11 protein-coding genes are annotated in these 13,204 nt (G+C 70.2%); 4 read left to right on the top strand and 7 right to left on the bottom strand.

The features are described 5' to 3' along the window. Positions 1-299: 299 nt before the first annotated feature. Together MPPM_RS22810 and MPPM_RS22805 are read right to left on the bottom strand one after the other, a co-directional pair. Positions 300-737, bottom strand: a complete 438-nt coding sequence (locus tag MPPM_RS22810) for a GlcG/HbpS family heme-binding protein (protein WP_096487988.1) — start codon at positions 735-737, stop codon at positions 300-302. 94 nt (positions 738-831) lie between these two features. Beyond that, complete coding sequence (locus tag MPPM_RS22805) at positions 832-1,284, bottom strand: OsmC family protein (RefSeq protein ID WP_096487008.1); 453 nt, start codon at positions 1,282-1,284, stop codon at positions 832-834. A 137-nt stretch (positions 1,285-1,421) separates the two neighbouring features. Between MPPM_RS22805 and MPPM_RS22800 the strand changes: the two genes are divergently transcribed. Beyond that, positions 1,422-2,138, top strand: a complete 717-nt coding sequence (locus MPPM_RS22800) for a dihydrofolate reductase family protein (RefSeq protein WP_096487007.1) — start codon at positions 1,422-1,424, stop codon at positions 2,136-2,138. Between the two features lie 86 nt (positions 2,139-2,224). On the opposite strand, the gene MPPM_RS22795 is transcribed toward MPPM_RS22800, so the two are convergent. Next, positions 2,225-3,253, bottom strand: a complete 1,029-nt coding sequence (locus MPPM_RS22795) for an alpha/beta hydrolase (protein WP_096487006.1) — start codon at positions 3,251-3,253, stop codon at positions 2,225-2,227. A gap of 135 nt (positions 3,254-3,388) precedes the next feature. Here MPPM_RS22795 and MPPM_RS22790 point away from each other — a divergent pair, with 135 nt between their 5' ends. Next, positions 3,389-4,768: an MFS transporter gene (locus MPPM_RS22790; RefSeq protein ID WP_096487005.1), complete on the top strand. Its 1,380-nt coding sequence runs from the start codon at positions 3,389-3,391 to the stop codon at positions 4,766-4,768. A gap of 77 nt (positions 4,769-4,845) precedes the next feature. Here the strand turns inward: MPPM_RS22790 and MPPM_RS22785 are convergent, their stop codons facing one another. Continuing rightward, positions 4,846-6,708, bottom strand: coding sequence for an ABC-F family ATP-binding cassette domain-containing protein (locus MPPM_RS22785; RefSeq protein WP_096487004.1), 1,863 nt, complete (start codon positions 6,706-6,708; stop codon positions 4,846-4,848). A gap of 160 nt (positions 6,709-6,868) precedes the next feature. Here MPPM_RS22785 and MPPM_RS22780 point away from each other — a divergent pair, with 160 nt between their 5' ends. Next, positions 6,869-8,110: an acyl-CoA dehydrogenase family protein gene (locus MPPM_RS22780; RefSeq protein ID WP_096487003.1), complete on the top strand. Its 1,242-nt coding sequence runs from the start codon at positions 6,869-6,871 to the stop codon at positions 8,108-8,110. 75 nt (positions 8,111-8,185) lie between these two features. Here the strand turns inward: MPPM_RS22780 and bcmE are convergent, their stop codons facing one another. After that, positions 8,186-9,625: a thiamine pyridinylase gene (gene bcmE / locus MPPM_RS22775; protein ID WP_096487002.1), complete on the bottom strand. Its 1,440-nt coding sequence runs from the start codon at positions 9,623-9,625 to the stop codon at positions 8,186-8,188. 367 nt (positions 9,626-9,992) lie between these two features. On the opposite strand from bcmE, the gene mutL reads away from it, so the two are divergent. Next, positions 9,993-11,972, top strand: a complete 1,980-nt coding sequence (mutL, locus tag MPPM_RS22770) for a DNA mismatch repair endonuclease MutL (protein ID WP_096487001.1) — start codon at positions 9,993-9,995, stop codon at positions 11,970-11,972. Positions 11,973-12,039: 67 nt separating this feature from the next. Here mutL and MPPM_RS22765 read toward each other — a convergent pair whose 3' ends face one another. Together MPPM_RS22765 and MPPM_RS22760 are read right to left on the bottom strand one after the other, a co-directional pair. Continuing rightward, positions 12,040-12,531 (bottom strand): hypothetical protein, encoded by a 492-nt coding sequence (locus MPPM_RS22765; RefSeq protein ID WP_432419864.1) that lies wholly within the window; start codon positions 12,529-12,531, stop codon positions 12,040-12,042. A gap of 108 nt (positions 12,532-12,639) precedes the next feature. Continuing rightward, entirely contained in the window at positions 12,640-13,128 is a 489-nt protein-coding gene (locus tag MPPM_RS22760) for an Hsp20 family protein (protein WP_096487000.1), read from the bottom strand. Between the last annotated feature and the right edge of the window lie 76 nt (positions 13,129-13,204).

Below are 13,204 nucleotides of genomic sequence, written 5' to 3'. Positions count from 1 at the left end.
TCCCCTCGCCCCGCTTGCGGGGAGAGGGCCGCGTCTCCCCCTTGTCGGGGAGCGCAGCGAGGCGGCAGCCGAAGGTGAGGGGGCGGCTACGGAGGAGTCTCATCCGGACATACCCCCTCACCCTTGCTCCAGCTTCGCCTGCGCTTCCCGCAGGCACGACAAGGAGCCTGCGGGCCTCTCCCCGCCTGATCCCGGGCTTGTCCGGGATCAGATCAGCCGTCGCCAAAGTCGGGCGAGCCCGACTTTGATCGGGGAGAGGAGTCAGGCGGTGCGCGTCGCCGACCACGGCCGTCAGGCGCTCACGCCCCCGTATCTCCCTTCAAGCCCGCCGCCTCGATGCCGGCGAGCGCGCAGATCTCGTCGTTGTCGGAGGTATCGCCGGAAACGCCAACCGCGCCGAGCAGACGGCCGCCGGCATCGCGGATCAGCACGCCGCCGGGCACCGGCACCAGCGCGTCCGGGCCGACGAGGTGGCTCACGGCGGCCACGAAATGCGGCTGCTCCTCGGCGCGCTTGGCAATCGCCCGCGAGCCGAGGCCGAGCGCCAGCGCGCCGTTGGCCTTGCCGCGGGCGATCTCGGCCCGGCGCAGGGAGGTGCCGTCCTCGGCCGCGAGGCATTTGAGAGCGCCGCGGGCGTCGTAGACCACCACCGCCAGCGGCTTCAGGTTGCGTTCGCGCGCGGTCTTCAGGGCGGTCGCCACGAGGGTCTGGGCGGCGGCGAGCGTCAGGTCGGTCATCCGGATGTCCTCGAAGGGGCAGGTCGTCCCGAGGACATGCACCGGCGGAGGCGGTTTCGCCAAGCGCGGCTCGAAGCGCGGGCAAGCGCCGCCCTCAGGCGACCGTCACCTCCGTGCGCACGGAATTGGCGATGAAGCAGGTTTCGTGCGCTTGCGTGTGGAGGGCGGCGAGCCGCTCCGCATCGGGCGCCGCGCCGGCCCACTCGATGCGCGGGTGCAGCACCACCCGCGTCACCGCCTGCCGGCCGGGGGCGATGTCTGCCATGCTGCCCTCGGCATGGTCGCGGTAGGCCTGCGCGACGAAGCCGGCGAGCCGCGCGACGTGGAGGAAGCTCAGCATGTGGCAGGAGGAGAGGGCCGCCACCAGCATCTCCTCGGGATCGACCGCCGACGCCACCGCCCACTTTCCGACGACGTGCGGCGAGGCCGAGCCCGCGAGTTCCACCCCGCCGTCGAAGCGCAGGGTGTGGCCGCGGCTGTAGCGCCCGGCGGCAAAGTCCTCGCCGGCGGCGAGCGTCCAGCGGAGATCCGCGGTGTAGGTCGCCATGCTCGGTCTCCTCGTGTCCGGCGCGCAGCCTATCCGCGGCGCCCTACGCAAGAAAGGCGGCGCGCCCTGCCCCTGGCCGGCGGCCGAAGGCGGTCTAGTTGCGGCCTCCGATCCCGAACAGCAGGAAACCCGCCGCCATGGCCGACACCGCGGAGCGCCCCTACGTCCTGTGCCACATGACCACCTCGGTCGATGGGCGCATCAAGGTCCGGCGCTGGACCACCATCGACGCGGATTCGCACTACGAGGAGGTCCATAAGCGCCTCGGGGGCGATGCCTGGATGTGCGGACGCATCACCATGCAGGGCTATGCCGACAGCGCCAAGCCGCTGGCCTCCGCGCCCTCGGACGAGCCGGTGTCGCGCGAAGACCACGTCGCCCGCACCGACGCGCCCGGCTACGCGGTGGCGCTCGATGCCCGCGGCGCGATGGATTGGGGCGCGCGCAACGACATCGAGGGCGATCACGTCATCGTGCTCACCACGGGACAGGCCTCGGACGACCGTCTGCGCCGCCTGAAGGCCGGCGGCCAGTCCTACATCATCGCCGGCGCGCACGAGGTCGATTTCGCCCTGGCGCTGGCCAAGCTCAAGCGCCTGTTCGGCATCGAGCGGCTGTTGGTGGAGGGCGGCGGGCGCATCAACGGCTCGATGCTGAAGGCCGGGCTCGTGGACGAACTCAGCCTGCTGCTGGCGCCGGCCGTCGACGGCGTGATCGGCACGCCGGCCCTGTTCGACTTCGAGGGCGGCGAGGACGCGTCCATGGGTTCGCGCCGCCGCCTCACCCGTACCGCCTGCGAGCCGTTCGACGATGGCACGGTCTGGCTGCGCTACCGGATCGAATCGGTCGGCTGATACGGTTTCGCTTGATCAAAGCGAAGACCGTATCAGCAAGCCCGCGCGGCGCCTGAGCGACGTCCAAATCCACCATCCCGAAGGGATCAAACGGATTTGGTATGATCCCGCGCCTCGGGATGGGCGGCGAGGAAGGCGTCGTAGGCGCCTGTCACCGCCGCCCGGTCCTCGAAATGCGGAAAGGCGCCGGTGGGCAGCCGCAAGATCGTCCAGTTCGGGCGCCCCGCCACCGCGCCGACATGGCGGTAATCGACGAAATCGCCGCGCGCCCCGTGGACCATGAAGACGGGCAGGCGCAAAGCCTCGTAGACCCGCATCGTGTCGTCGGGGAACAGGTAGCCGGAGAGGAACGAGAACGGCGCGTGCTCGGCCCCCGGCTGGCGGGCCGAGAGCTGGTCATAGGCGAACAGGCCCTCGTCGATGTCGCGGCTGCCCCAGGTCTTTTCCAGGAAGAAGCGCATGCTCGGGCGGCTCACCAGGGCGTCGAAGAGCGGGCGGCCCCAGAGCGGGAAGGCGGCGAGCCCACGGGCCAGCGGCTTGCCGCGGTTGGCGTCCTTCGGTCCGCGGCCGGAGAGGCGGGCGTCGAAGCCGGTCGGGCTGATGAGGCCGAGCGTCGAGAACAGGTCCGGCCGCTCCAGGGCGGCGCGGGCGAGATAGGCGCAGGGCAGTGAGAGCGCGATGGCGTCGAGCGCCGCGCCGCCGTGACGGCCGGCGATCTCGGCCGCCGCGTCGAGGATCGCGTCGGTCATCAGGCGGGGCGTGTAGATCCGGTCCGCCCGCTCGGAGAAGCCGAAGCCCGGCAATTCGAGCGCGTAGACCGGCCGTCTGCCCCGGTAATGCTCGTAGAGCGGCTTCACCTCGTAGGCGTTGGCGGCGGCGTTGATCGAATGGATCAGCAGCAGGGGCCGGCCGCCCTGCGCGTCAGCGGCGTAGAGGTTCACCCGGCCGGAGCGCGTGCGCAGGGTGGTGCGCCGCCCCGGCAGGGCCGGAGGCAGGGGGCCGGCCCGGTTCAGCCCAAGATGGCTCCAGGCGATCCAGGCGCCGGCCGCCGCGAGCGGCAGCAGAGCGAGGGCCTTGCCGCTCTTTCGTGTCACGGGATGGCTCGTGCCGCGCATGGTTCCTCCGTTCCGGCCTCGCAGCGGACAACGCGGGGCGGGGGCCGGCGTTGCTCCGATAGCCTGCCACCCACGGTTCACGCCGCGGCGGCTTCCCGTTAAGCTTGCAGGCGAACGAAGGGGGGAAGGAACCAGATGCCGGAGCGCCGCGTCCTCGCCATCATCGCCGTCCTGACGGGTTTCGGAGTGACGGTGCTGCCGACCACGGGGATGGCGTTCCTGATGCCGTGGGTGATGCAGCAGGGGGCGTACCCGGTCTCCACGGCCGCGGTGATCCAGTCGGCGCACACCCACGGGCTGATCCTGGGCGCACTGCCGATGGCGGCGCTGGCCGCGCGCCTCGGACCGCGGCACGGCTTCCTCGCCGCGCTCCTCGCCCTCACGGGGCTCGTCCCCACCGCGGCGCTGCCGCTCGACCTCGTGCCGCTGCTCGGTCTGCGCCTGGCTCAAGGCATCGCCACGGCGCTTCTCGTCTGCGCGGGATGGAGCCTGCTGCGCCGCCTCTTCGGCGAGGCGCGTCTCGGGCTCGGCCTCGGACTGGGGGAGGTGGCCGCCCTGCTGGCGCTGCTGGTGCTTCAGATGTCGGCTGGGTTCGCGCTGCCGCGGTTCGGAAGCCTCGGCATCCTCGTCCCCACCCTTCTCCTGGCGGGGCCGAGCCTGTTCCTCGGTCTCCTTGCCCTGCCGAAGGACGACGCCCCGCGGCCGCGCTTCGACGGGCTCGGCGCCGTCCTCTCGGTGCTTTGCTTTGGGCTGCTCCTGGCCGCGGCCGTGCTCGCGGCGATCCGGCCCGTGATGGCGCTGCTCGTGCTCAATCTCGGCCTGATGGGGTTGGGGCTGTGGATCTGGCAGCAATGGCGGCGGCCGGCGCCGCTGCTGCCGCTCGACCTTCTCCCGCGACCGGGATTCGCTTGGCCGCTCGCCGCGGCGCTCGTGGGCAACGGCGCCCTCACCGCGGCGGACACGGCGCTCATGCCCCCTCTCAACGCGCTCGACGGCCTGTTGCAGGACAGCGTCGGCATCGTCTTCCTGGGGCTTGCGGCCCTCAGCGCCGGGGCGGGCTTCACCGCCGGCCGGTCCGGCGCGCCGCGTCTCCCCCGGATCGGGATGGGGCTCGCGGCGGCCGGCCTCGCCGCCCTCGCCGTGGTGCCCCCGGAGGGCGGCGAGACGGCGCGCGCATGGCCGATCCTGGCCCTTGGCCTCCTCGCCTTCGGAATCGGCCGCGGCCTGTTCGTCGTCGGCAACGTCCTCGCCCTGCTGCGGGCCGCGCCGCCCGAGCGCAATGCCGCCGCGGCCGGATTGTTCGTCCTCGCGGGCGGGCTCGGGACGCTGCTCGGTCCGCTCTACCTCGTGCAGCTTCCGGCGCTGTTCGATGCGACCAAAGCGAACTCGTCCGGGCTCTGGCTGGGGCTCACGGCGGGGGCGGCGCTGGTCGCGGCTCTACTCAGCCGGTCGGGCACGGACCCGTCCGTCGATGCCGCGCCGGGGGGCGGGCGCCTTTCGCGGGAGCCCGTTTGAGCGACGGTTCTCCCGGCAGCCCGCCGCCGTGGCATCGACCGTTCCGGCGTGCTTCGGACAGGTTCGCGGCGGGACCCTCAGGCCGCCTCGATCTCCCCGCTCACCTCCAGCCACTCCTCCTCGGCCTTGGCCAAAGCCTCGGCGGCCTCGGCACGCATGCGGGCGAGGTCGCCGGCCTTGGCCGCATCCTTGAGGAAGGCGGTGCCGTCGGCCAGTGCCGCGTCGATCTTCTCGATCGCCCCCGAGAGCTTGGCCATCCGCGCCTCGATCGTCTCGAGCCTCTTCTTCAGCGGCGCCAGCGCCGCGCGCCGCTCCACCGCCGAGCGGCGCGCCTCCGCCTTCTGGCCGCCGGTGCCCTCGCCGGACGTGTCCACCCGTTCCGGACCGGCGAGAACGAGGCGGCGATAATCGTCCATGTCGCCGTCGAACGGCTTCACCGAGCCGTCGCCGACGATCCAGAGCCGGTCGGCGCAGGCCTCGATCAGGAAGCGGTCGTGGCTGACGAGGATCACCGCCCCCTCGTAATCGTTGATGGCCTCCACCAGAGCCTGCCGGCTCTCGATGTCGAGGTGGTTGGTCGGCTCGTCGAGGATCAGGAGGTGCGGCCCGTCGAAGGCGGCGAGCCCCATCAGCAGCCGCGCCTTCTCGCCGCCCGAAAGCTTCTCCACCGGCGTGTCGGCCTTTGACGCCGGAAAGCCGAGGCGGGCGGCGGCCGAGCGCACACGCGCCTCCGGCGCGTCGGGCATCCGGTCGCGCACGTGGGCCACCGCGCTCTCGGACGGGCGCAGCTCGTCGAGCTGGTGCTGCGCGAAATAGGCGACCTCCATCTTGGAGGAGCGCTTCAATTCGCCCGCGAGCGGCGGAAGCCGGCCGCCGATCAGCTTGCAGAAGGTCGACTTGCCGTTGCCGTTGGCGCCCAGAAGCGCCACCCGGTCGTCGGGGGCGAGCGAGAGGTTGAGCCCCGAGAGCACGACCCGCTCGCCGTAGCCGGCCTGCACCCGCTCCATGGCGACGATCGGCGGCGAGAGCGGCTTTTCCGGGCTCGGCAGGTGGATCACCGGCGCCTCGTCCTCGAGGAGCGCGGCGATCGGCTCCATCTTGGCGAGCCGCTTCATCCGCGACTGGGCCTGACGCGCCTTGGTCGCCTTGGCCTTGAAACGGTCGATGAAGCTCTGGAGATGCGCCCGCTCGGCATCCTGCTTGGCCTTCGCCTTAGCCTGGAGCACCCGCTTCTCGGAGAGCTGGCGCGAGAAGCTGGTGAAGCCGCCGCGGTAGATCGTCAGCTTGCCGCGGTCGAGATGCAGGATGTGATCGACGGATGTGTCGAGCAGTTCCCGGTCGTGGCTGATGATGATCGCCGTGCGCGGATACTTTTCGAGGTAGTCGTAGAGCCAGAGCGTGCCCTCGATATCGAGGTAGTTGGTCGGCTCGTCGAGGAGCAGCAGGTCGGGCTCGGAGAACAGGATCGCCGCGAGCGCCACCCGCATCCGCCAGCCGCCGGAGAAATCCGAGCAGGGCCTCCCTTGCGCCTCCGCATCGAAGCCCAGGCCGTGCAGGATCGCCGCGGCGCGGGCCGGTGCCGAATGCGCGCCGATATCGACGAGCCGCGTCTCGATCTCGGCCCGGCGCAGGCCGTCGGCCTCTTCCGCCTCGCGCATCAGCCGGGCGCGTTCGAGGTCGGCGGCGAGCACCACCTCGTGCAGGGTCTCGGGGCCGGCGGGCGCTTCCTGCGCCACCGCGCCGATGCGCATGCCCTTCGGCACCGAGACCGCCCCGGCGTCGGTCGGCAACTCGCCGAGAATCGCCCGGAACAGGGTGGTCTTGCCCGCCCCGTTGCGGCCCACCAGCCCGACGCGGGCCCGGTCGGGAATCGCGAAGGTCGCCGAATCGAGGATGACCCGCTCGCCGATGCGGTAGGTGAGATCGTTGACGCGCAGCATGAGCGGCGTTCTGGGGGCGGGCGCGCCTCAGTGCAAGAGCGCCCGCCCCGCGACCGCCCCGCGACTGTCCCGCGCCGTCCATTCCCGGCGCGTCCGCGAACGTTTTGCCAGCTTGAGCGTTCGGCTCGGACGAACAACGACAACAACGAGCGGAGGAACCATGGCCGAGCCGGATGTCGCCAAGCCGGGCTTCAAGGCGCCGCGCCCGCCCGAGCTGCTCTCGCCCTGGCGCACGGAGAAGCGCGTCGCCCTGCAGCAGGAGGCGCGGGATTTCGCCCGCGACGTGATCCTGCCGATCGCCGACGAACTCGACCCGCAGAAAGGCGAGATGCCCCGCGCGCTCATCGACCAGATGGCGGCGAAGGGCTGGTTCGGCATCACCATCCCCGCCGAGTATGGCGGGATGGGGCTCGGCGTGTTCGAGTACTGCCTGATCTCGGAGGAACTCGCCCGGGCGTGGCTCTCCACCGGCTCGATCCTGGCCCGCGGCCAGGGGCTCGGCACCCAGACCCTCGACGACGAGAGCCGCCGGGCGCTGCTCGCCAAATCCGCCAAGGGGCAGTGGATCGGATCGATCGCGCTGTCCGAACCCAAAGCCGGCTCGGATCTGGCCGGCGTGCAGACGCGGGCGGTGCGCGAGGGCGACGAATGGGTGCTCACCGGCACCAAGCGCTGGGCCGGCTTCGCGAAAGGCGCCGACTTTATCGAGGTCCTGGCCCGGGTACGCGACCCCGAGCCCGGCGAGCCGCGCTCGGCCGGGCTGGAGCCCTTCCTCGTCGTCAAGGAGCCCGGCACCTTCCCGAAGGGCATGACCGGCACGGTGATCGACAAGATCGGCTACCACGGCTTCCTCACCTTCGAGCTGACCCTCGACGGGGTGCGGGTGCCCGAGCGCGACCGGCTCACCGGCCTCTACGGCGACGAGGGGGCGGATGCGGATTCCGGCGGCTTCGCCTCGGTCCAGCGCGGCCTCAACATCGCCCGGGTCCACACCGCGGCCCGCGCCGTCGGCGTGGCCCGCGCCGCGGTGGAGGATTGCACAGCCTACCTTCAGGAGCGCGAGCAGTTCGGCCAACCGATCGGCCAGTTCCAGGCCCTGCGCTTCGCGCTGGCCGACATGGCGGCCGAGGTGGCCCAGGCCCGCGCCTACTGGCAGCAGGTGGCCCACCTCCTCGACGAGGGCCTGCCCGCCGAGAGCGAATCGGCCGGCGTGAAGCTGCTCGCCACCGAGATGGCGGTGCGGGTGACGAACCAGGCGATGCAGCTCCACGGCGGCAACGGCTACACCACCGAGCGGCGGATCGAGCGCTACTGGCGCGATGCGCGGCTCACCACGATCTTCGAGGGCACCAGCGAGATCCAGCGCCGCATCATCAGCGACCGGATGCTGCCGCGGGGATGAGGCCATGAGAGACCGCCGGCTCGACGGAAACACCGTCGGGCCGGCGGTAGGCAAGGGGTCAGGCCGACCCGATGCTCAAGGCTTGGAGGGCCGGGCCGGGCGTCGGGACATCGGCGAGGCCGATTGCTGCGACACGGAGGTCGCCGTCTGCAGGGGGCAGGCGTTACACTGGCAGACCGACAGCTCGCCGGTATAGGACGCATTGGTCCAGTTCCCGTTCCAGCCGGCGTGCTGACTGCAGATCGGGTTGCAGATTGCCGGCGCAGCGCTGTTGTTCGCGATCACCTGACCGGCCGAATAGTCGCATCCGCACTGATAATTCAGCCTGTAGTCCCTCTTGATGGTGTCCTTGACCGAATTCACCCAGTTTCTGGCGTCGGCATTGAGGGCGAACAGGATCGGATTGGTCTGCGTCAGTTTGAACATCTCCGCGTAGATCGGATATTTCGGCGCCAGTGCGTTGAACACGCTCGGCCGTGCCGGCATCAGGTATTGCGGCGGTACACCGGCATCCGTACCGGCGAAGCTTGCGACGACCGTGGCACTGGACGCCATCACGTTGGCGAGTTGCTTGGCCAGTGCCGTCGTCCCGCGTGTGCTCGTCGCCGTGTTCACTCCGATCATGTCCGAGTAGAAGAGCGGACGGTTGGACGAATTGTCGGACAGCGGCATGACTTTGAACGCCGTATTTTCGAGCGTCTGCGGACTCATCTCGCTCATCGACTCCGTGAAACCAACCACGGATCGCCCGAAACCTTGCGAAAACCAGGCGCTCCGCGCATAGGCATCGACGGTGTCGGCTGTCGCGTTGTAGTAAGACGACGTCGCGAACAGCAGCTTCATCGTCGCAATCGCCTTTTCATCGAGGTCCCCCGATGGGGGCTGCGGCAGGGGATAGATACCGGTGATCGCATGATCGATATCGGCATAGAGCGCGGCGTTCGTCGTACCGCCGGCCATGTCGATCATGATACCGCGCCGATCCGGTGGCTTGATGCTGGTGAACGTGCACTGATTGAGCGTATTCGTCACGGCTGTGAGCGTCGCCGCCTGCGCCAGCTGCGCATCATTTTTCTGATAGAAAAGAATATTGGCGCAGCCAAGCAGCGGTATCGCGAGGATGTCGTTATCTGAAGACGCTCCCTGGATTGCATAGCTCAAAAAATCATCGATGTTATCGACCTCAGCCCGACTGAACGGAACCAGATTGTTCTGCGACTTGAACAGGGCGAGGTACATGGCGTCGAAGACAAAGACGTCCGCGCCGTCCGGCGGGTTGTTCGTGTATCCGCCATCCCAGTCCCGCGTCGGCAGGAACGTCAGCGGGACCTTCGGCTGTACCTCGGCCCAGGCTTCCGTGATCGCGGTTTTGAACTGTTCGATGCGAGGGACGTAGGGATAGAGAGCGACCGTCAAAGATTCCGCGGTCGATATTTGCGTAAAACTACATAGAAACAGCAAGGACGCAGCCCAAATGTTGAGCGCGCGGCTGATTTTCTTAATGGGCGGCGGCATGATCCATCCTCCGTGAAACTGGTCGATTGGCCTTGTTTCGCGATGCAAATCGATTGTGCTGAACGAAGGAAAATTCAGCTGTCGCGACGATAATTTGTATTTTCACCACGCGACTTCGCGGCAAAGCAAATGGTGACCAAAATATTTGATTAAGTGAGCAATCGAACTGCGGAGACCTGCGACTGTGTTCGGCTCCGATCACACTTCAGCGAGCGATTCGCGCTCAGGTTGCGCGATGATACTGGATTGAGACGCGATTTTAAGAAACCTCAAATTGATAAATTTCTTTTGAGTTTATTTTGCTCGTCGGCGCCGGCTTTGGAGGTGCCTATCGGGCGGCCCTCGGACCCCCTATATTTTGCGGGTCATGTCCGCCGCTCCCGACGTCCGCAATCCGCCGCGCACCGCCGTCCGCCGCCTCGACCCGATCCTGGTCGACCGCATCGCCGCCGGCGAGGTAGTCGAGCGGCCGGCCTCCGCCGTGAAGGAGCTCGTGGAGAACGCCATCGATGCCGGCGCGCGCAGCATCGAGGTGGCGATCGAGGGCGGCGGTCGGCGCCTGATCCGCGTCGTCGACGATGGGATCGGCATGGGGGCGGAGGATCTGGCGCTCGCGGTCGAGCGCCACGCCACCTCGAAGCTCCCCGACGGCGACCTCACCCGGATCGGCTCGCTCGGTTTCCGCGGCGAGGCGCTGCCCTCGATCGGCGCGGTGTCGCGCCTCACCCTGACCTCGCGCACCGCCGACGGGGAGGGAGTGAGCCTGACGATCGATTCCGGCACCAAGGGCCCGGTGCGGCCGGCGCCCGCGACGCGGGGCACCCGGATCGAGGTGACCGAACTCTTCGCCGCGACTCCGGCCCGGCTGAAATTCCTCAAATCCGACCGGGCCGAGACGGCGGCGGTCTCCGAGATCCTGCGCCGGCTCGCGGTGGCGCAGCCGCAGATCCGCTTCACCCTGCGCACCGAGAGCGGCAGCCCGACCGTGTTCCCCGCCGAGAGCGAGCCCGGCCCGGCGGCCCTGCTGCGCCGCCTCGGCGCGGTGCTGGGGCCGGACTTTCCGGGCAACTCCGTGCCCGTCGACATGGCCCGCGAGGGCTTCGCGCTTCAGGGCCATGTCGGCCTGCCGACCTTCCACCGCGGGGCGGCAAACCACATACACTTCGTCGTCAACGGGCGCCCGGTGCGCGACCGGCTGCTGCTCGGGGCCGTGCGCGGGGCCTATGCCGACACGATGAGCTCCGACCGCCACCCCGTGCTGGCGCTGATGCTCACCTGCGATCCCGCCCTCGTCGACGTGAACGTGCATCCGGCCAAGACCGAATTGCGCTTCCGCGAGCCGGGGCTGGTCCGCGCCCTGATCGTCAGCGCGATCCACGAGGCCCTGCGCCGGGCGGGCGCGCGCTCCTCCAGCACCGGCACCCAGGCCGCCCTCGAGGCGCTTCGGGCCGGCGGCGGCGACGCGCCGCCGATGGTATCCGCCGGCGGCTTCGCCGTGCATTCGGGCGTCACCGCCGCGAGCCCGCTCATGCCGCGTCCAGCGAGCCGCCTGTTCTCCGGCCCCTCGGTGGCCGCGCCGGCGGGCTACCGCCCGCCGCAGCGCCCGGCTTATCAAGCGGAGCGTTCCGGCTTCGCCGAGACACCGCAGGCCTTGTTCTCCGCCGATCTCGCCCCACCCGGCGCCGACCTGCGGCCCGAGCCGGAGACGGCGCCGGAAGCCGAGGCGCATCCCGAGTCCCATCCGCTCGGTGCCGCCCGGGCGCAGATCCACGAGACCTACATCGTCGCCCAGACCCGCGACGGGATCGTGCTGGTCGATCAGCACGCCGCCCACGAGCGCCTCGTCTACGAGCGGCTGAAGCGCGAGCGGGCCGGCGGCGGTGTGCTCGCCCAGGGCCTGCTCATCCCCGACGTGGTCGAGATGGCGCCCGAGGAGGCCGACCGCCTCGTCGAGGCCGCGCCCGAGCTGGAGCGGCTGGGCCTGAGCCTGGAGGCGTTCGGCCCCGGCGCGGTGCTGGTGCGGTCCGTGCCGTCGGCGCTCGCGGGCGGCTCGGTGAAGGGTCTCGTGCTCGACGTGCTCGACGCGCTGGAAGCGAGCGGCGTCGAGGAGGGCGGGCCCGCCGGCGCGGGCGATCCCGACCCGGTGAGCCGCCGCCTCGACGCGATCCTCTCGCGGATGAGCTGCCACGGCTCGATCCGCGCCGGGCGCCGCCTCAAGCCCGAGGAGATGAACGCGCTCCTGCGCGAGATGGAGGCGACGCCGCTCTCCGGCTCGTGCAATCACGGCCGCCCGACCTTCGTGACGCTCGGTCTCGCCGATATCGAGCGGCTGTTCGGGCGGCGGTGACGGCGTCCTCCCGCGGAGGGCGCCGCCGGGCGTCAGACCCAAGCTGAGCCCGGACGCCGCCTCGCGGTCAGGCCAGGATGCCGACCGCCAGGGCCGCGCCGCTCGGGGGCGTCCGCGGGCGCGGCCTCATCGCCGCCGGGCAGGGCGGCGGATCGTCGTCATCGTTCCGGCGCCCAGGGCGAAGGAACCGGTGCCGGTTCGACAAGCGCCGCGGGCGCCGGGGCTCTGCGCGACGGCCCGGATACGGATTCGTCGCGGAGGAACGCTCCTGGTCGAGGGTGCCGAGCGCGGCGAGCACGGCATCGACCGGCACCGGCTCGGCCTTGCAGCCGGTGAGGCACCGCATCGCGGGCGCGTTCTCGAGGGCGCAGGCATCGGACGCCCAGGCGGCCAGGATCGCGCGCTTGTCCGCGCGCGCGAGGAGCGGGTGGGCCAGCACCTCGCGCGGATGGCGGAACACGTCGCCGGGGGCGACGAGCGCCTGCCACGTCTCGAACGAGGCGGCCGGCGCGCCGGCCGGGTTCATGGGGCCGGAACGGGCGGGATCGATTTCCATCATCGTCACGGGTCATCTCCCTGAAGGCACGGGGTTTTCGTGCGAAAAGGAAGCGGTCCCCGGAAGCGTGAGGCCCCGGGGATGCCGGCTCGTGTGCGCTTGCGCGATCGGTCAGGCGGCCTTGGACCGATCCTCGACCTGAACCGGCGCGTTTCGGGCCGGCCCGTTGTCCTGCCCGACGGCGGCCTGTGTGCCGCCGATGGCGATGCGGCGGGGCTTGAGCGCTTCCGGCACCTCGCGCTTCAACTCCACCGTGAGCAGGCCGTTTTCCAGGCTCGCGCCCGTGACCCGCACGTGCTGGGCCAGGTTGAAGGTCTGGCGGAAGGTGCGGCCGGCGATGCCCCGGTGCAGGTACTGCCGCTCGCCCTCCTGGGCCTTTTTCTGGCCCGTGACGAGAAGCGTGGTGTCGTGCTGGGTGAGCTCGATCTCGTCCTGCGCGAACCCGGCGACCGCCATGGTGATGCGGTAGGCGTCGTCGGACATCTTCTCGATGTCGTAGGGCGGCCAAGCGGCCGAGGTCTCGGCCTGGTCGAGCAGGGAGAACAGTCGGTCGAAGCCAACGGTGGAACGGTAGAGGGGAGCGAAGTCGAAGGTCCTCATGACCACATCCTCCTTGGAGCAACGTGATGACGAGGGCCGCCGGACACCTGCGTCCGGCGCCCAACCTGTGAGCCCT

It is taken from the genome of Methylorubrum populi (assembly GCF_002355515.1).
Lineage (GTDB): Bacteria > Pseudomonadota > Alphaproteobacteria > Rhizobiales > Beijerinckiaceae > Methylobacterium > Methylobacterium populi_A.
The sequence above is the reverse complement of the archived record's forward strand: the minus strand, read 5'-3'. Positions and strand labels throughout refer to the sequence as shown.